The organism is Neisseria uirgultaei (genome assembly GCF_962719845.1).
Lineage (GTDB): Bacteria > Pseudomonadota > Gammaproteobacteria > Burkholderiales > Neisseriaceae > Neisseria > Neisseria bergeri.
Window position 1 is genome coordinate 38760 of record NZ_CAUIYF010000003.1, and the last position, 17921, is coordinate 56680.

21 protein-coding genes and 1 pseudogene are annotated in these 17921 nt (G+C 51.0%); 19 read left to right on the forward strand and 3 right to left on the reverse strand.

Going from position 1 to position 17921, the window contains the following annotated elements:
* The first annotated feature begins 80 nt into the window (after nucleotides 1-80).
* Genes mnmM through folK form a run of 3 tightly spaced genes read left to right on the forward strand, consistent with a single transcriptional unit; the run spans nucleotide 81 to nucleotide 1579 of the window.
* A complete protein-coding gene (gene mnmM / locus Q9J32_RS02405; RefSeq protein ID WP_301885346.1) occupies nucleotides 81-647 on the forward strand; it encodes a tRNA 5-(aminomethyl)-2-thiouridylate-methyltransferase MnmM in 567 nt (188 codons plus the stop codon).
* A gap of 53 nt (nucleotides 648-700) precedes the next feature.
* On the forward strand, nucleotides 701-1075 hold the full coding sequence (locus Q9J32_RS02410; protein ID WP_301885345.1) for a SirB2 family protein: 375 nt from the start codon (nucleotides 701-703) through the stop codon (nucleotides 1073-1075).
* A 9-nt stretch (nucleotides 1076-1084) separates the two neighbouring features.
* On the forward strand, nucleotides 1085-1579 hold the full coding sequence (gene folK / locus Q9J32_RS02415) for a 2-amino-4-hydroxy-6-hydroxymethyldihydropteridine diphosphokinase (protein WP_002237810.1): 495 nt from the start codon (nucleotides 1085-1087) through the stop codon (nucleotides 1577-1579).
* A 132-nt stretch (nucleotides 1580-1711) separates the two neighbouring features.
* On the opposite strand, the gene Q9J32_RS02420 is transcribed toward folK, so the two are convergent.
* The 3 genes from Q9J32_RS02420 to Q9J32_RS02430 form a co-directional block, all read right to left on the reverse strand.
* Nucleotides 1712-2185: an NGO0322 family iron-responsive protein gene (locus Q9J32_RS02420; RefSeq protein ID WP_301885334.1), complete on the reverse strand. Its 474-nt coding sequence runs from the start codon at nucleotides 2183-2185 to the stop codon at nucleotides 1712-1714.
* Nucleotides 2186-2404: 219 nt separating this feature from the next.
* Complete coding sequence (gene ubiE / locus Q9J32_RS02425; protein WP_304666473.1) at nucleotides 2405-3142, reverse strand: bifunctional demethylmenaquinone methyltransferase/2-methoxy-6-polyprenyl-1,4-benzoquinol methylase UbiE; 738 nt, start codon at nucleotides 3140-3142, stop codon at nucleotides 2405-2407.
* A gap of 53 nt (nucleotides 3143-3195) precedes the next feature.
* The gene (locus tag Q9J32_RS02430) at nucleotides 3196-3555 is read right to left on the reverse strand and encodes a gamma-butyrobetaine hydroxylase family protein (protein ID WP_301884232.1); all 360 of its coding nucleotides are present in this window, start codon (nucleotides 3553-3555) and stop codon (nucleotides 3196-3198) included.
* A 119-nt stretch (nucleotides 3556-3674) separates the two neighbouring features.
* Between Q9J32_RS02430 and mnmC1 the strand changes: the two genes are divergently transcribed.
* The 16 genes and pseudogenes from mnmC1 (at nucleotide 3675) to recN (ending at nucleotide 17896) form a co-directional block, all read left to right on the forward strand.
* Nucleotides 3675-5294 carry an FAD-dependent 5-carboxymethylaminomethyl-2-thiouridine(34) oxidoreductase MnmC1 gene (gene mnmC1 / locus Q9J32_RS02435; protein ID WP_301884233.1) on the forward strand — a complete coding sequence of 540 codons (1620 nt, stop codon included), beginning with the start codon at nucleotides 3675-3677 and terminating at the stop codon, nucleotides 5292-5294.
* A gap of 761 nt (nucleotides 5295-6055) precedes the next feature.
* Nucleotides 6056-6722 (forward strand): annotated as a pseudogene (locus tag Q9J32_RS02440) (IS1595 family transposase).
* 143 nt (nucleotides 6723-6865) lie between these two features.
* The gene (locus Q9J32_RS02445; protein ID WP_107819685.1) at nucleotides 6866-7351 is read left to right on the forward strand and encodes an FxsA family protein; all 486 of its coding nucleotides are present in this window, start codon (nucleotides 6866-6868) and stop codon (nucleotides 7349-7351) included.
* Between the two features lie 191 nt (nucleotides 7352-7542).
* The gene (locus tag Q9J32_RS02450) at nucleotides 7543-7782 is read left to right on the forward strand and encodes a hypothetical protein (RefSeq protein ID WP_107819684.1); all 240 of its coding nucleotides are present in this window, start codon (nucleotides 7543-7545) and stop codon (nucleotides 7780-7782) included.
* Between the two features lie 213 nt (nucleotides 7783-7995).
* Nucleotides 7996-9297, forward strand: coding sequence for an adenosylmethionine--8-amino-7-oxononanoate transaminase (gene bioA / locus Q9J32_RS02455; RefSeq protein WP_301884237.1), 1302 nt, complete (start codon nucleotides 7996-7998; stop codon nucleotides 9295-9297).
* Nucleotides 9294-9941 carry a dethiobiotin synthase gene (gene bioD, locus Q9J32_RS02460; protein WP_301884240.1) on the forward strand — a complete coding sequence of 216 codons (648 nt, stop codon included), beginning with the start codon at nucleotides 9294-9296 and terminating at the stop codon, nucleotides 9939-9941. Before bioA ends, bioD begins: the two co-directional genes overlap by 4 nt.
* 14 nt (nucleotides 9942-9955) lie before the next feature.
* Nucleotides 9956-10432, forward strand: a complete 477-nt coding sequence (locus Q9J32_RS02465; protein WP_107819681.1) for a chorismate--pyruvate lyase family protein — start codon at nucleotides 9956-9958, stop codon at nucleotides 10430-10432.
* Between the two features lie 125 nt (nucleotides 10433-10557).
* The gene (locus Q9J32_RS02470; RefSeq protein ID WP_107819680.1) at nucleotides 10558-10968 is read left to right on the forward strand and encodes a hypothetical protein; all 411 of its coding nucleotides are present in this window, start codon (nucleotides 10558-10560) and stop codon (nucleotides 10966-10968) included.
* 20 nt (nucleotides 10969-10988) lie between these two features.
* Nucleotides 10989-11879 carry a 4-hydroxybenzoate octaprenyltransferase gene (ubiA, locus tag Q9J32_RS02475; protein WP_301884241.1) on the forward strand — a complete coding sequence of 297 codons (891 nt, stop codon included), beginning with the start codon at nucleotides 10989-10991 and terminating at the stop codon, nucleotides 11877-11879.
* A 184-nt stretch (nucleotides 11880-12063) separates the two neighbouring features.
* Complete coding sequence (ptsN, locus tag Q9J32_RS02480) at nucleotides 12064-12513, forward strand: PTS IIA-like nitrogen regulatory protein PtsN (protein ID WP_118791869.1); 450 nt, start codon at nucleotides 12064-12066, stop codon at nucleotides 12511-12513.
* 3 nt (nucleotides 12514-12516) lie between these two features.
* The gene (gene hprK / locus Q9J32_RS02485) at nucleotides 12517-13479 is read left to right on the forward strand and encodes an HPr(Ser) kinase/phosphatase (RefSeq protein ID WP_301884242.1); all 963 of its coding nucleotides are present in this window, start codon (nucleotides 12517-12519) and stop codon (nucleotides 13477-13479) included.
* A complete protein-coding gene (rapZ, locus tag Q9J32_RS02490) occupies nucleotides 13460-14314 on the forward strand; it encodes an RNase adapter RapZ (RefSeq protein WP_107819676.1) in 855 nt (284 codons plus the stop codon). The genes hprK and rapZ overlap by 20 nt, the downstream gene beginning before the upstream one ends.
* Before the next feature lie 80 nt (nucleotides 14315-14394).
* Complete coding sequence (ylqF, locus tag Q9J32_RS02495; RefSeq protein WP_301884244.1) at nucleotides 14395-15336, forward strand: ribosome biogenesis GTPase YlqF; 942 nt, start codon at nucleotides 14395-14397, stop codon at nucleotides 15334-15336.
* Between the two features lie 3 nt (nucleotides 15337-15339).
* Nucleotides 15340-15471 (forward strand): hypothetical protein, encoded by a 132-nt coding sequence (locus tag Q9J32_RS02500; RefSeq protein WP_261368551.1) that lies wholly within the window; start codon nucleotides 15340-15342, stop codon nucleotides 15469-15471.
* On the forward strand, nucleotides 15437-16039 hold the full coding sequence (scpB, locus tag Q9J32_RS02505) for an SMC-Scp complex subunit ScpB (RefSeq protein ID WP_301884245.1): 603 nt from the start codon (nucleotides 15437-15439) through the stop codon (nucleotides 16037-16039). Before Q9J32_RS02500 ends, scpB begins: the two co-directional genes overlap by 35 nt.
* A 183-nt stretch (nucleotides 16040-16222) precedes the next feature.
* Nucleotides 16223-17896 carry a DNA repair protein RecN gene (gene recN / locus Q9J32_RS02510; protein WP_301884246.1) on the forward strand — a complete coding sequence of 558 codons (1674 nt, stop codon included), beginning with the start codon at nucleotides 16223-16225 and terminating at the stop codon, nucleotides 17894-17896.
* The last annotated feature ends 25 nt before the right edge of the window (nucleotides 17897-17921 follow it).

Here is a 17921-nt window from a genome sequence, read left to right on the forward strand (position 1 = left end):
TACGAAGCAGGACGTGTCATATCTTTCAATACCTTACCGGACAACGGTAAGGTATTTTTATTTTCAGACGGCATTTGAAAATGTTATTGAAAAACATCCTTCCATTCGCCCATTGCCTTTTGCGGCAGGCACTTCCCGAAGGCGGCAATGCGCTGGACGGCACCGCCGGCAACGGACACGACACCCTTTTCCTCGCACAAACCGCAGGCATCCGGGGGAAAGTGTGGGCATTCGACATCCAGCCCCAAGCCCTGAACAACACCCGATGCCGTCTGCAGGAAGCAGGTTACAGCAATGTACGGCTCATCTTGGACGGACATGAAAACCTGAAGCAATATATTCCGGAGCCGCTGGATGCAGCCGTTTTCAATTTCGGCTGGCTGCCCGGAGGCGACAAGAATCTGACCACCGACAAGGAAACCAGCATTGCCGCCCTTTCTGCCACCTTATCCCTACTGAAAGAAAACGGTATGCTTATTGCCGTCCTCTACCCCGGGCACGAAAACGGAAAGCAGGAAGCAGAAGCCGTCGGACAATGGGCAAAAAACCTGCCTCAAGAACAGTTTGCCGTTTTGCGTTACGGCTTTACCAACCGGAAAAACAACCCTCCCTATCTGTTGGCATTTGAAAAGTTACGTCAAAAATAAATGTTTGCGGTAAAATAAGCCGATTCCAACCCTTATTTTGATAAGAGCCGACCATGCAGTATCTGTTTGTCAAATACAGCCACCAAATCTTCGTTACCATCACCATTTTGGTATTCAACATTCGTTTTTTCCTACTTTGGAAAAATCCAGAAAAGCCCTTGGTGGGCTTTTGGAAGGCACTGCCCCACCTTAACGACACCATGCTGCTGTTTACGGGATTGTGGCTGATGAAAATTACCCATTTCTCCCCGTTCAACGCGCCTTGGCTCGGTACAAAAATCCTGCTTCTGCTCGCCTATATCGCATTGGGTATGATGATGATGCGCGCCCGTCCTCGTTCGACCAAGTTCTACACTGTTTACCTGCTCGCCATGTGTTGCGTCGCCTGCATCGTTTACCTTGCCAAAACCAAAGTCCTGCCTTTCTGAAACACCATTATGAACAACAGACATTTTGCCGTCATCGCCCTGGGCAGTAATCTTGAAAACCCTGCCCAACAGGTACGCGCCGCATTGGACACGCTGTCGTCCCATCCTGACATCCGTCTTAAACAGGCTTCCTCACTGTATATGACCGCGCCCGTCGGTTACGACAATCAGCCCGATTTCGTCAATGCCGTCTGCACCGTTTCCACCACTCTGGACGGCATTGCCCTGCTTGCCGAACTCAACCGTATCGAGGCTGATTTCGGACGCGAACGCAGCTTCCGCAACGCGCCGCGCACATTGGATTTGGACATTATCGACTTTGACGGCATCTCCAGCGACGACCCCCGCCTTACCCTGCCGCATCCGCGCGCGCACGAACGCAGTTTCGTCATACGCCCTTTAGCAGAAATCCTCCCTGATTTTATTTTAGGAAAACACGGAAAGGTTGCCGAATTGTCAAAACGGCTGGGCAATCAAGGCATCCGTCTTTTACCGGACAAGTAATTCCGCACGCGGATGCCGTCTGAATGCCGGCTTCAGACGGCATTTTTCCTTTGCCGCCAATACGCGTGCAAAAAAATCGCCCCTTGACAAAGGGGCGCAAAAGGAACACAAACCACTACCAAAACTTTAAATCTACAACATTGCCTGCCGCATACTGTATCCGACAGGATATAAAGCTCTCACTAAATCGTTTTGAGAAATCCAAACTTCTTCATCACCGACAGAAAATCTGCCTTTCTCCGGCACCAGCTCCAACAAAAACGGTTGAACTGCCGTATGCAGCTTGTCTTTACACCGCTCCATCTTTCTGGATAACGCAGACAAGGCACGCTTATAGACACTATCCTTACGGTCAAGTTCCCGAGCACTGCCGACCCAGCTCAAACGCAAGCTGCGGCTTTCATCTTCAATCAGCAAAATCCCTGTTTTAACTTCTCCTACCTCAGGCTCGCATGAAAGCGCAATATAATATTTGCCGTCGATGTTGACATACGCCGCTTCATGCACCTGACAGTTGCAGCCGGAAGTGGCAAGCAGCGAATAAACAGAATCCCGATGCAGTTTCAAAATATCAAGGGAAATCTGTTTGAAAATACTTTCCGGCATTTTTCCCTCCTTTCGTCTGCTGCGTTGTTTACTGGATTGACTGCATTATACAGACATCTCCCAATCTTGCAAATGATAATTGTTCCTATTTTTTAAAAAGTTTATAAATTATTGATGGATATATGAATTAATTTTTAAAATTTAAAACCTTTGTCTCAAAAAACACAAAAATGCCGTCTGAAACGTGTTCAGACGGCATTGGCTGCACAGGCAATCTGTTTAAAATTTCACGCCCTTATGCAGCGCGACGATGCCCGCGCTCATATTGTGATAATCCACACTGTCAAATCCGGCATCCAGCATCATTTGCTTTAAAGTTTCCTGGTCAGGATGCATGCGGATGGATTCGGCGAGATACTGGTAGCTGTCCGCATCTTTGGCAATCAGTTTGCCCATGACCGGCAGCAGCTTGAACGAATAGAAATCATACGCGCCTTCGAGCGGCTTGTAGATTCTGGAAAACTCCAACACCAGCAACGTGCCGCCCGGTTTCAAAACACGGTACATCTCTTTCAGCGCGGCATCTTTATGCGTCATATTCCGCAAGCCGAACGCCACAGAAACCAAGTTGAAATAATTGTCGGGGAAAGGCAGTTTTTCCGCATCGGCAAGCGACACAGGCAAAATCATGCCTTCGTTCAACAGACGGTCGCGCCCGACGGTCAGCATAGAAGAATTAATATCGGTCAGCCAAACCTCGCCTTCCTTGCCGACGCGTTTCGCCCAACCGCGCGACAAATCGCCCGTACCGCCCGCAATGTCCAACACTTTATCGCCTTTTTTCAGGTGCGCCGTATGGATGGTAAAGTGTTTCCATACGCGGTGCAGCCCTGCCGACATCACATCGTTCATAATGTCGTAGTTTTTGGCGACGGAGTGGAACACTTCCGCCACTTTTCCGGCTTTCTCATCTTCGTTGACCGTACTGAATCCGAAATGCGTTTTCTGTCCACCCATATTCTAACCACCTCTCTGATACCGTTGCCCGTCAGATTGCCATCCGACCGGTCTTATTTCTCTTCAAAACGCGACGCACCCGCCGCCGCCAATTTGTCCAAATATTCCTGCCACATCGCATCGTATCCGTATGCCAGTCTGTGCAGATACGCCCAATCGTAAAGACCGCTGTCGTGCCCGTCCGAAAAACTGATTTTCAGCGCGTACTGTCCGACAGGCTGCAAATCCGTAATCTGAACATCCGCCTTGCCGGTCTGCAAAATATCCTGTCCCACGCCGTGTCCGCGCACTTCCGCACTCGGCGAATAGACGCGTAAAAATTCGGCAGGCAGATTTTTAGGTTCGTCCCCATAAGTCAAAACCAACACGGCACGGTTTTTCAACAAACGGATTTCAACAGGAATATTATTCAAAAAACACCTCGGTTCGGCATACAATATCCGGCAGGCGTACGCGTGCCTTCAAACGGCGCGTATTTTAACAGCTTTATCCCGATACCGATATTCAAACCCACATTTCAGACGGCATTGATATGGACAATCTCGTATGGGACGGCATTCCCGACATCCGCACACTCGACCAAACCATCCGCAAACACGCACACCCGCTCAACCTGATTGTCTGCCTCCCCGATAATCAGATTCCCAATTTTCAAACCGCACAAGATGCTTCGGACGCGGAATGCCGTCTGAAGCACCGTTTGGATCAGGCAACCCAGTGCCTCCAGTTCGACAGCATCAACCTGATTGAACACATCCTGCCCGATGTCCGCTTCTGGCTGGTTCCCCCTTCACGCACCCGCCGCCTGCACGAACACTTCCACCACATTTCCTGGCAGACCGAAGCCATCCCACAAACCGAAAGCAAGCCCGACAAACCCTGGTTTGCACTTCCACAAACATCCGAACGGCAAAAACCGGAACACATCCTCGTCATCGGTGCAGGCATATCCGGGGCGGCAACCGCCCACATACTGGCAGAATACGGCATATCCGTTACCGTATTGGACGCAGGCAAAGCCGCATCAGCCGCCAGCGGAAACCGTCAAGGGCTGCTTTATGCCAAAATCTCGCCACACGATACCGAACAAACCGAACTTTTGCTCACCGGCTACGGTTACACCAAACGCCTGCTCGAACACATCCTACCCGACTCCGACACATGGGGCGGAAACGGCATCATCCACCTCAATTACAGCCGCACCGAACAACAACGCAATCACGAATTGGGGTTACAAAAACACCATGCACACCTCTACCGCAGCATCACGTCTGCAGAAGCCGAAAAAATCGCCGGTATCCCCCTCAGCACCCCCTACACCGAACCATCATGCGGACTCTACTGGCAGCACGGCGTATGGCTCAATCCGCCCGCATTCGTCCACGCCCTCCTCAGCCATCCGCTGATCGGACTGCACGAAGACACACCGTTAACCGACATTTCCCACGACGGGGAAAAGTGGATTGCGACCACGCCAAATGGCATATTTTCCGCCACACACATCATCTACTGCACCGGCGCGCACAGCCCCCGCCTGCCCGAAACCAACCTCGCCGCCCTGCCCCTCAGGCAAATACGCGGACAAACCGGCCTCACACCGTCCACCCCGTTTTCCGAACAACTGCGTTGCGCCGTTTCAGGCGAAAGCTACATCAGCCCGTCGTGGCACGGACTGCACTGCTACGGCGCGAGTTTTATTCCCAACAGCAGCCATACCGGGTGGAACGAAGCCGAAGAAGCCTCAAACCGCCAAGCATTGGCACAACTTAACCCCGCCCTTGCCGAATCATTGTTTGCCGCCAACCCAAACCCCCAAAAACACCAAGGGCACGCCGCCATACGCTGCGACAGCCCCGACCACCTCCCCGTCGTCGGCGCACTCGGCAACATTGCCGCCATGCGGCAGACCTACGCCAAACTCGCGCTGGACAAAAACTACCGCATAGATTCCCCCTGCCCATACCTGCCAAATGCCTACGCCAACACCGCCCACGGCACACGCGGGCTTGCCACCGCACCCATCTGCGCCGCCGCCGTTGCCGCCGAAATCCTAGGCTTGCCCCACCCCTTTTCACAACGCCTGCGCCACGCCCTACACCCCAACCGCACCGTCATCCGCGCCATTGTCAGAAGGCAAAACCTGACTCCTTAAGCCTTTGCCGCATTCTCTTTGAAACTCTAAGCTAATATTCATATCTTAGATAAGGTCTCAATGCTGCGACACATACACAACCTAAAACTTTTATCACTTTCCCACACCGAAATTTCTATAACCATGTAAAAAGATTTTAAAAAATCAGTGAGTATGCGAAAAATCAGTCAATACAACATAATGATATACCCACTAAATTATTCTCTACTCCATTCTGTCCGACCGACCCTCAGATTTGCACGTCTATCGGCGTGCCGCCCACGGCCGCTCCCGTCAGTGATGCAATCACCCAGCTCTTTGATTTGATTTCTTCTTTGATATGTTCCGGCAGCAGGTTGGCATTGAACTCGCCTGTTGCGGATCGATTGCGGTTTTACCATCGTTATACTGTTGACCAAGATGTTCCGCTGCCTTTTCAGCTGCAACTGCTGCCAAGCCGCCGGCAGCAAAATTACCACCGTTGACGCGGGCGATAGCTGCTCCTAAAAGGAAATGTCCGATTGCCCGGGCGGTTTCGTTTTTGTTTTCTCCGTGGCCGAATGTTCTGCCTATTACTTCAGAGGCACAGGGCGCGGCGGCATTACTGACTTAGTGACGTTAAACAAAGGCCGTCTGAAACGTTTTTTCTGTTTTCAGACGGCCTCTTAGCTCAAACCTTGAGAACCGCATGCGTGCGTTCTGCACATATGCTACTTGTTGAGTTTAAGTTAGGGGCTGTCCTAGATAACTAGGGAAATTCAAATTAAGTTAGAATTATCCCTATGAGAAAAAGTCGTCTAAGCCAGTATAAACAAAATAAACTCATTGAGCTATTTGTCGCAGGTGTAACTGCAAGAACAGCAGCAGAGTTAGTAGGCGTTAATAAAAATACCGCAGCCTATTATTTTCATCGTTTACGATTACTTATTTATCAAAACAGTCTGCATTTGGAAATGTTTGATGGCGAAGCAGAAGCAGATGAAAGTTATTTTGGCGGGCAACGCAAAGGCAAACGCGGTGCTGCCGGTAAAGTCGCCGTATTCGGTCTTTTGAAGCGAAATGGTAAGGTTTATACGGTTACTGTACCGAATACTCAAACCGCTACTTTATTTCCTATTATCCGTGAACAGGTGAAACCTGACGGCATTGTTTATACGGATTGTTATCGTAGCTATGATGTATTGGATGTGGGCGAATTTAGCCATTTTAGCTTCGCTGAAACTTCGTTTTCGTATCAATCACAGCACATATTTTGCCGAACGACAAAACCATATCAATGGAATCGAGAACTTTTGGAACCAGGCAAAACGTCATTTACGCAAGTTTAACGGCATTCCCAAAGGGCATTTTGAGCTGTATTTAAAGGAGTGCGAATGGCGTTTTAACAACAGTGAGATAACAGTTCAAATTTCCATTTTAAAACAATTAGTAAAATCGGGTTTATCCTAGTCATCTAGGACAGCCACATAATTATTGCGTGATTTCACATTGTTTCGGCTTGAAGCACATGGTTTTGTAATCATTTACAGGCAGGTCACTTGGAGTCCTGTTCGGGCGGTTTGCTGTTTACTTAAATATAAGGATGACGGTCAATGAGATTTTTCGGTATCGGTTTTTTGGTGCTGCTGTTTTTGGAGATTATGTCGATTGTGTGGGTTGCCGATTGGCTGGGCGGCGGTTGGACGCTGTTTTTGATGGCGGCAGGTTTTGCCGCCGGTGTGCTGATGCTCAGGCATACGGGGCTGTCCGGTCTTTTATTGGCGGGCGCGGCGGTAAAAAGTGGTGGGAAGGTGTCTGTTTATCAGATGTTGTGGCCTATCCGTTATACGGTGGCGGCGGTCTGCCTGATGAGTCCGGGATTCGTATCCTCGGTGTTGGCGGTATTGCTGCTGCTGCCGTTTAAGGGAGGGGCGGTGTTGCAGGCAGGAGGTGCGGAAAATTTTTTCAACATGAACCAATCGGGCAGAAAAGAGGGCTTTTCCCACGATGACGATATTATCGAGGGGGAATATACGGTTGAAGAGCCTTACGGCGGCAATCGTTCCCGAAATGCCATCGAACACAAAAAAGACGAATAAATATGAATGGAATGCCGTCTGAAGGTTCAGACGGCATTTTTCCGGTTTGAAAATATAATGGATTAACAAAAACCAGTACGGCAAGGCGAGGCAACGCCGTACTGGTTTTTGTTAATCCATTATAAATTTAATCCACTATAAAATAGGGCTGTAACCTTCAATCGGAATTTGTTGCCTGCGGGATATACGGTATGAATGTTTGGGATATATGGGACAGGATGGTGGAAATCTATCATAAGTATAAGAAGCCGTGCCTGGTTTTGGCGGTGGATTTTGTGATGGGTATGATATTCATAGAGCCGAATGAGAAGCCGTGCATCGGCAGATGCTATGCGCCTATGTCGGAGTCCCCTGATTTTGCCAACGCTGTTGTTATGATTGTTGCTATGATCTGTATCGTATGGATTGCCGTTTTGTTTATGACTGATTGAAGCGTTGGGCGGAGGCTGTGTGAAACGGTATTGGGCGTTGGGCCGTCTGATTCCAATCAGGCTTGAGGAATGCGAAACGGTGTGCGCTTATGCTGCGGAACGATTTGTTTCGCGGTTTTGTGCCCGAAACGGATGGAGAGGTGTGGGAAGCGGTCTGTCGGAGTAGAATACGCGTTTGCGTTTGAATACAGTAAGAAGAAAAGAGAGAAACTTATGCCGTCTGAACATCAACACACATCATCATTGCTTGATTTCGACCGTACCCATCTGCTTCATCCCTATACTTCCATGACCGATCCGCTTCCCGTTTATCCTGTCAAACGTGCAGAAGGTGTGTTTATTGAATTGGCGGACGGCACGCGGCTGATTGACGGGATGTCGTCTTGGTGGTGTGCGATACACGGTTACAATCATCCTGTTTTGAATCAGGCGGTTGAGGCGCAGATTAAGCAAATGTCGCATGTGATGTTCGGCGGTTTGACGCATGGGCCGGCGGTGGAGCTTGGTAAGTTGTTGGTCGGGATTTTGCCGCATGGGCTGGACCGTATTTTTTATGCGGATTCGGGTTCGGTTTCGGTAGAAGTCGCGCTGAAGATGGCGGTGCAATACCAGCAGGCGCGGGGTTTGCGTGCAAAACAAAATATGGCGACGGTGCGGCGCGGGTATCACGGCGATACTTGGAACGCGATGTCCGTCTGCGATCCGGAAACGGGGATGCACCATATTTTCGGCAGCACGCTGCCGCAGCGTTATTTTGTCGATAATCCGAAAAGCCGTTTCGACGGTGAATGGGACGAGGCGGATTTGCAGTCTGTCCGCGCCTTGTTTGAAGCGCATCATACGGACATTGCCGCCTTTATTTTGGAACCGGTCGTGCAGGGCGCGGGCGGTATGTATTTTTATCATCCGCAGTATCTTCGCGGTTTGCGCGATTTGTGCGACGAGTTTGACATCGTGTTGATTTTTGACGAAATCGCCACCGGATTCGGGCGTACGGGCAAGATGTTTGCCTGCGAACACGCGGGTGTCGTGCCGGATATTATGTGCATCGGCAAGGGCTTGAGCGGCGGCTATATGACGCTGGCGGCGGCGGTTACTTCGCAAAAAGTTACCGAAACGATTTCGCGAGGCGAAGCGGGCGTGTTTATGCACGGCCCGACGTTTATGGCGAACCCGCTGGCGTGTGCCGTTGCCTGCGCTTCGGTCAAGCTGCTTTTGTCCCAAGACTGGCAGGCAAATATCCGCCGCATCGAAAGCATCTTAAAATGCCGTCTGAAAACCGCGTGGGACATTCGCGGCGTGAAAGACGTACGCGTTTTGGGCGCCATCGGGGTAATCGAGCTGGAAAAAGGCGTGGATATGGCGCGTTTTCAAGCGGACTGCGTGGCGCAGGGCATTTGGGTGCGCCCGTTCGGCAGGCTGGTGTATTTGATGCCGCCTTACATCATTTCAGACGGCATTTTGACCGAACTTGCCGATAAAACCGTGAAAATTTTGAGGGAACACAGCAAATGAAAGGCGTTTACTTCGTCAGCGGCATCGATACGGACATCGGCAAAACCGTCGTCACCGGCGTATTGGCAAAAAAATTGTTGCAGCAGGGCAAAAGCGTAATCACGCAAAAACCCGTGCAAACCGGATGTCAAAACATCGCCGAAGACATCGCCGCCCACCGCAAAATCATGGGCATCCCGATGCAGGAAGCGGACAAACAGCGGCTGACTATGCCTGAAATCTTCAGCTATCCCGCTTCGCCCCACCTTGCCGCCCGTCTTGACGGCAGGGCTTTGGACTTGGACAAAATCCGCACCGCCACACAAGAATTGGCGGCGCAGTACGAAGTCGTTTTGGTCGAAGGCGCGGGCGGGTTGATGGTTCCGCTGACGGAAAATCTGTTAACCATTGATTATATCCGTCAGCAAGGTTATCCCATCATCCTCGTTACCAGCGGACGTCTCGGCAGCATTAACCATACTTTACTCAGCTTCGCCGCGCTCAAACAATACGGCATTCGCTTGCACAGCCTCGTATTCAACCATATTCATGACAGCTCTGACGAATGCGTTGCGCAAGACAGCCTGAACTATCTACAATGCCGTCTGAAAGACAGTTTCCCTGAGGCGGAATGGTTGGAGTTGGCTAAAACAGACGCGGTATAAATATTAGGAAAGATATGGAACACCTATTTGGGAAATGGCTGCCCGACTTGCCTGCCTCCGTTTCAGACGGCATCAGTCTGCCGATGAGCCGGTTATTGAAAGCTCGGTCGCTGACGGCCGCATTGCGTGCCTTGCCGCATATATTTTCGGTGGAACTGCTGAAACTGGGCGAGTTAGAGACGGAATGCGGGGGGAGGCTGGTGCGCGAAGTTTTGTTGAAGCTGGACGGTATCCCCGTTATCGCGGCAAGGAGCGAGTGCCGAATAGGTTCGGCGTTTTGGCAAGATATCTTGAACTGCGGCACGCGTCCTTTGGGCGAGCGTCTGTTTCAGGCAGATTTGGAAGGGGCGCGTTCGGCATTTGAGTTTGCCGTTTCCGGCGAAGAATGCGGGCGGTACTTTGCCGCTCGGCGGTCGCGGTTTTCCCATCACGGCGAGGAAATGCTGCTGACCGAGTATTTTCTGCCCGAACTGAAACGCTTTATCGGATAAAATACCGTTTTTTCAAATTGCGCGGCAAAAGGAAGAGTTTAAACAACTGAAATTTCATCAGAGTGATGGAAAATACTTGAAATTAAGTAATTATAAAACCATTGTATTTGAAAAGATAAAATAATATGACAACTTATACTATTCCAAAAAAAGATTATCAATTTCTGTATATATTTGAAGGTGCTCTATTAAACTATACTTTGAAAAATGATGAATTTCATATCATCGTCAATTGTGTGGATTATCCGGATTTACCTCAAGAGCTTCCTACCCCCAGTTATTCAGACTGGGTGAAAATTAAATTCAAGCAGTTCAGCTATCTAAAATTTAGATATGAATACGCTACGAAGAACCAAGATAAAAAGATCAAAAATGTATTGGAGCTTGGCGAATTAAAGCAGGATGATGAAATCTTGGATTATGGAGGTACGCTGGCATTGATAGGCGGTAGGTATGATCTTCCGACCGGTTTTATCATAGATATAGTTTGCCGGGAAATAGAGTTAGAATTTTTAGATCAGGAGAGTTTCAATTAAACGAGCCGTAGCTTGTCATTATGAATCCTAAATCCCCTTTATTTTTACGACTGTCCGACCGTTTGGACGTTTATCTCAGGCTGATGAGGGCGGACAAGCCCATCGGGACGCTGCTTTTGCTGTGGCCGACCTACTGGGCATTGTGGCTGGCTTCAGACGGCATTCCGGATTGGACGGTATTGGCAGCGTTTACAATCGGCACGTTTTTAATGCGCAGTGCCGGTTGCGTCATCAACGATTTTGCCGACCGCGATTTTGACGGGGCTGTCGAGCGCACTAAAAAACGTCCGTTCGCACAGGGCCGGGTCGGAAAAAAAGAAGCACTGCTGCTGACGGCATTTTTGTGCCTGCTTGCCGCATTGTGCCTGATTCCGCTGAATCATCTGACATGGCTGATGAGTCTGCCCGCCTTGTTTCTTGCGCTGACTTACCCGTTTACCAAACGTTTTTTTCCGATTCCCCAACTTTATCTCGGACTTGCCTTTTCCTTCGGTATCCCGATGGCGTTTGCCGCAGTCGCCGGAAACGTGCCGCCTCAAGCATGGATACTCTTTGCCGCCAATGTGTTATGGACACTGGCGTATGACACGGTTTATGCAATGGCGGACAAAGAAGACGATTTGAAAATCGGCATCAAAACCTCCGCCATCACGTTCGGGCGTTACGACATCGCCGCCGTTATGCTGTGTCATGGCGGCTTTACCCTGCTGATGGCAGTATTGGGTACGGTTATCGGTGCGGCATGGTCATATTGGACGGCAATCCCCATCGTCCTGCTGCTGCAATACCGCCAATATGCCGCCATCAAAAGCCGCGTCCGGCAAATCTGTTTTGAAACGTTTTTGGCAAACAACAGAATCGGTTGGGTGTGGTTTGCCGCCATTTTTGCCCATACGTTTTTTGCGAAATAAGGCAGGGCAATGCCGTCTGAAGAGCCGTAAACTGCTTTGGACGGCATTTCTATCTGTGTCGAAAAGCGTTAAAATATGTTTTTAAAACGCTGTGTTATGTCAGCCCGTACCGTATGCGGGATTGAGGTTTGCCCCGGCAGTCGGTACAATCCTTCTGTTTTGCGATGTCTGAAAAGAGAAGCTTATGAGCCTTATCGGCGAAATTTTGCCTTTGTCCCATATTGTTTTGGATATGGAGGTGGGCAGTAAAAAAAGGCTGTTTGAGGAAGCGGGCCTGCTTTTGGAACGCGAGGCATCATTGCCTCATGCTGATGTTTTCGAATGTCTTTTTGCCCGTGAAAAACTCGGTTCGACCGGTTTGGGGCAGGGTGTCGCCATCCCCCACGGCCGCCACGCGAGCGTGAAGCAGGCGACGGGCGCGTTCATCCGCACGCGCGAACCCGTCGTATTCGACGCGCCCGACGGCAAGCCGGTTTCACTGGTTTTTATCTTGCTGGTGCCGGAAAACGCGACGGGCGAGCATTTGGAGGTTTTATCCAAACTGGCCGGCAAGTTTTCCCAAAAAAGCATCCGCGAATCGCTGATGACCGTTTCTTCTGCGGAAGAAGCCCGCGCCATCCTGACCGAAGAATAAAATATGCCCAGTATCTCCGTCCGCCGGCTGTTTGACGACAACCAATACAAGTTGCAACTTGCCTGGGCCGCCGGCAATTCGGGTGCGGACAACCGTATCGGCGTAGAGGCGGACAAGCCCGTCCTCGCCTTGGTCGGACACCTGAATTTCATCCACCCCAACCAAATCCAAGTGGTCGGTTTGGCGGAGTCGGAATATCTGAACCGCCTCGAATCGGGGGAAACAGGTTATCAGTTCGGAGACCTGTTCGATATTTCCATGTCTTTGGTCATTGTGGCAAACGGCTTGCCGGTTTCCCCGGGTCTGCGCGACTACTGCCACAAAAACGATATTCCACTGCTGACTTCCAAACTCGAAAGCCCCTATCTGATGGACGTGTTGCGGATTTACCTGCAACGCACCTTGGCGGCATCGTCCGTCAAACACGGCGTATTTCTCGATGTGTTTGAAATCGGCGTGTTGATTACCGGACATTCGGGGTTGGGCAAGAGCGAATTGGCATTGGAGCTGATTTCGCGCGGCCACAGCCTGATTGCCGACGATGCGGTCGAGCTGTTCCGCATCGGTCCGGAAACATTGGAAGGGCGTTGTCCGCCCATGTTGCGCGACTTTTTGGAAGTGCGCGGCTTGGGGATACTCAATATCCGCCATATTTTCGGCGAAACCTCTATCCGGCCGAAAAAAGTGTTGCAACTCATCATCAACCTGGTTGCCGCAGACGATGAGTACATGAAGCAGCTCGACCGGTTGAGCATCCGCACCGAAACCGAATCCATCCTCAACGTCAACGTCCGTTCGGTAACGCTGCCTGTCGCGGTCGGACGCAACCTTGCCGTTTTGGTTGAGGCGGCGGTACGCAACTATATCCTCCAGTTGCGCGGCAAAGACAGTACGCGCGAATTTTTGGAACGCCATCAGACGCAACTTAAAGAAAACGAACAGAATCATGAAAATCGTCCTGATTAGCGGGCTTTCCGGCTCGGGCAAATCCGTTGCACTGCGCCAAATGGAAGATTTGGGCTATTTTTGTGTGGACAACCTGCCTTTGGAAATGCTGCCGTCGCTGGTGTCGTACCATATCGAACGTGCGGACGAAACCGAATTGGCGGTCAGCGTCGATGTGCGTTCCGGCATAGACATTGCCCAAGCGCGCGAGCAGATTGCCTATCTGCGCGGACTGGGGCACAGGGTGGAAGTTTTATTTGTCGAGGCGGAAGAGGCCGTGCTGGTCCGCCGGTTTTCCGAAACCAGGCGCGGACATCCGCTGGCCGGTCAGGACATGACGCTGTTGGAAAGCCTGAAAAAAGAGCGCGAATGGCTGTTCCCGCTTAAGGAAATCGCCTACTGTATCGACACTTCCAAGATGAATGCCCAACAGCTCCGCCATGCAGTCCGGCAGTGGTTGAGGGTTGAGCGTACCGGACTGCTGGTGGTTTTGGAGTCCTTCGGATTCAAATACGGTGTGCCGAACAACGCGGATTTTATGTTCGATATGCGCAGCCTGCCCAACCCGTATTACGATCCCGAGTTGAGACCTTACACCGGTATGGACAAGCCCGTTTGGGATTATTTGGATGGGCAGCCGCTTGTGCAGGAAATGGTTGACGACATCGAAAGGTTTGTTACGCGTTGGCTGCCGCGTTTGGAGGACGAAAGCCGCAGTTATGTTACCGTCGCCATCGGCTGTACCGGCGGGCAGCACCGTTCGGTCTATATTGTCGAAAAACTCGCCCGAAGGTTGAAAGGGCGTTACGAATTGCTGATACGGCACAGACAGGCACAAAACCTGTCGGGCCGCTAATCCCGTCAAACCATTATGCCGTCTGAAACCCCATTCTCCGTTTCAGACGGCATTTAAAATATTGAGAAGAAAGAACAGACATGGCAATCCAATGGTTTCCCGGTCATATGAACAAGGCGAAAAAAGCCATCGCCGAGCGTGCAAAAAGCGTTGATATGGTGATTGAAATGCTGGACGCGCGTATGCCCGCCTCCAGCGAAAATCCCCTGCTTGCCCAGCTTTCCAAAGGCAAACCCAAACTCAAAATCCTCAACAAACAAGACCTTGCCGACCCCGAACGCACAAAAGTCTGGCTCGAACACTACAACAGCCGCCCCGACACCCGCGCCATCGCCCTTGATTCCTCTGAAACCGGCGCGCACGGCAAAATCACTCAAGCCTGCCGCGCCATGATTCCCCACCGCCAAGGCATAGACAAACCCTTGCGCGTCCTCATCTGCGGCATTCCCAACGTCGGCAAATCCACCCTCATCAACGGCATGATAGGCAAAAAATCCGCCAAAACCGGAAACGAACCCGGCATTACCAAAGCCGAACAACGCCTTTTCCTTGCCGACGACTTTTGGCTGTACGACACCCCCGGAATGCTGTGGCCGAAAATCATTGTCGAAGAAAGCGGCTACAACCTCGCCGCCGGCGGCGCAGTCGGACGCAACGCATTGGACGAAGAAGAAGTCGCCCTCGAACTTTTAGACTACCTCCGCCGCCACTACCTCCCTATGCTGCAAGAACGCTACCAAGCCGACAAAGATCCCAGCAGCCACTGGGACGACAACTCGTGGCTCGAGTGGATAGCCAAAAAACGCGGCGCAGTCCTCAGCGGCGGACGGGTCAATTACCAAAAAGCCGCCGAAAACATCCTTACCGACTTCCGCGAAGGCAAAATCGGCAGAATCACCCTGGAAACGCCGAACCAATGGGAGGCATGGCTCAAAAAAGCACGTCAGAAAGAAGCCGAACTCAAGGCATTGCGTGAGGCAAGAAAAGCAGAACGGAAAGGACAGAAACCTTCGGAAGCATAAAGAATGCCGTCTGAAAAATATTTTTCAGGCAGCTTCTCTCTACTCCAACCGATTTCAGACGGCATATCCAAACCCATGCCGTTTCAGCACGGATACCCGTATGACCGACAAAATTTCTTCCGACGCGCTGATTGAAGCCGCGCTTCTGACCCAAACCGAACCCCTGAACGAAAAATCCATGCGCGAACTGTGTGTGCCGCCGCTGTCGCAAGACAAACTGATTGATGTGTTGGCGCAGTTGAAAACGCGTTGGCAGGATAGGGCGTTGCAACTGGTGCATACGCAAGAGGGCTGGCGTTTTCAGGTTGTTCAGACGGCATTCGAGCTGCTGGGCAGCCTTCAGGAACAGCGTGCGCCGCGCTATTCCCGCGCCGTGATGGAAACACTGGCGATTATCGCCTACCAGCAGCCCGTAACGCGCGGCGACATCGAAGGCATACGCGGCGTGGCGGTGTCGCAGAACGTGATGCAGACCTTGCAGGATCGGGGGTGGATTGAAGTCATCGGACATCGGGACACATTGGGAAAACCCGCATTGTGGGCGACAACGGCAACTTTTCTCAGCGATTTGCGTTTGGACGGTCTGGAAGAACTTCCTCCGCTGACCGAACTGGGCGAACTGGTTTTGCCCGATTTGATAGAAATGCCGCCTACGGATGAAGAAGAGCCGGAAACCGTACCGTCCGATACCCTGCCCAACTGAAATTCCAAATGCCGTCTGAAATGCACATTGCTTCAGACTGCATTGCAACAAATAAGCAGATAAAAACAAGCACTAAGCAAAATTAAGGAAAAACTTATTTTTAATTTAAAAAATCTTAGTTATAATTCGTATATCTAAAGCTGATATTGCTTTTGTCGGTAGAATTGCTAAGGAATCCTAACAATGCTTCTAACACTTTCTTTGCGTGATTTTGTCATTGTCGAAAATCTGAATCTGGATTTTCAAAGCGGTTTTACCGTCTTGACCGGCGAGACCGGCGCAGGCAAGTCCATTACTTTGGATGCGATTGGTCTGCTGTTGGGCGACAAGGCCGATTACAGCCAAGTCCGCAGCGGTGCAAAAGAAGCCCAATTGTCGGCGTTGTTCGATATTTCCCATTTACCTGTTTTAAAAGCAGAATTGTATGAACAGGGGCTTTTAAACGACGGAGAAGAAGAACTCAGTATCCGCCGCATTATCGATGCTAAAGGCAAAAGTCGCAGCTTTATCAACAATCAGGCGGCTACCTTGGCGCAACTCAAAGCCATTGGCGGGCAGCTTATCGACATCCACGGGCAAAACGCCCATCATTCGCTTAATCAGGAAGCCGCCCAGCGCGAATTGTTGGACGCATTTGCGGGCAGCAAGGTGCAGGCGGAAATCGTCAGGCAGCTTTATCAAAATTGGGTCAATGCGAAAAAAGCCCTTCAAGAGGCGCAGGAACACGCCGAGACCATCATCATTGAACGTGAGCGTTTGGAATGGCAGTTTAACGAACTGAATCAGTTGGACATTAAACAAGGCGAATGGGAAACCCTCAGCCAAAGCCACGACAGCCTTGCCCATTCTGCCGAGCTGTTGCAGGCCGCCGAAGAAGTCGGAAGCAAGATTGACGGCGACAACGGCATCCAACGCCATATCTATCAATGTCAAAAACTATTGGCCAATCTGCAAAACATCGAGCCGCGCTTTGCCGAGAGCCTGAATATGTTGGCAAGCATCGAGGCCGAATTGGGCGAAATCAGTGCCAATATGCGCGATGTGGCTGGACGCAGCGACATCAACCCCAATGAATTGGCGGCACAGGAACAGCGTATGGGCGAACTGATGGGCATGGCACGGAAATACCGTATCGAGCCCGAAGAGTTGCCTGCCAAGTTGGCAGAAATCGAAGAACGCCTGCAAAGCCTTCAAGCTGCCGCCGATTTGGAAGCATTGACGCAAACCGTTGCCCGCAACCTTGCCGAATATCAAGAAGCCGCCCACATCCTTTCCGCTATGCGGCATCAGGCTGCCGGCAGGCTTGGCGAAGAAACGACGGAAAATATGCAGCATCTCGCTATGAAAGGTGCACGTTTCGACATCGTCCTGCTGCCGTCTTCCCCGACGGCACACGGTTTGGAGCAGGTACAGTTTCAAGTTGCCGCCAACAAAGGCAATCCGCCCCGCCCGCTGAACAAAGTCGCCTCCGGCGGTGAATTGGCACGTATCAGCCTTGCCTTGCAGGTTGTTGCCAGCCAATATACCCAAGTTCCCACTCTGATTTTTGATGAGGTCGATACCGGTATTGGAGGGGGAGTAGCCGAAATGGTCGGCAAAGCCTTGCGTGCGTTGGGCAGAAAACATCAGGTGCTTGCCGTTACCCATCTTCCGCAAGTCGCATCCTGTAGCGAAAACCACTGGCGGGTGCGCAAGCACAGCAAGGGAGAGCAAACCGTCAGCGAAATCAGTATATTGGATGAAATCCAACGGATCGAAGAGGTTGCCCGTATGTTGGGCGGGGAAATCATTACCGATACGACGCGGCAACATGCGGCAGAATTGCTGCAACTTGCGTCGAAAAATAGTTTATTTTAAAATCAATTAGTTATAAAAATAACTG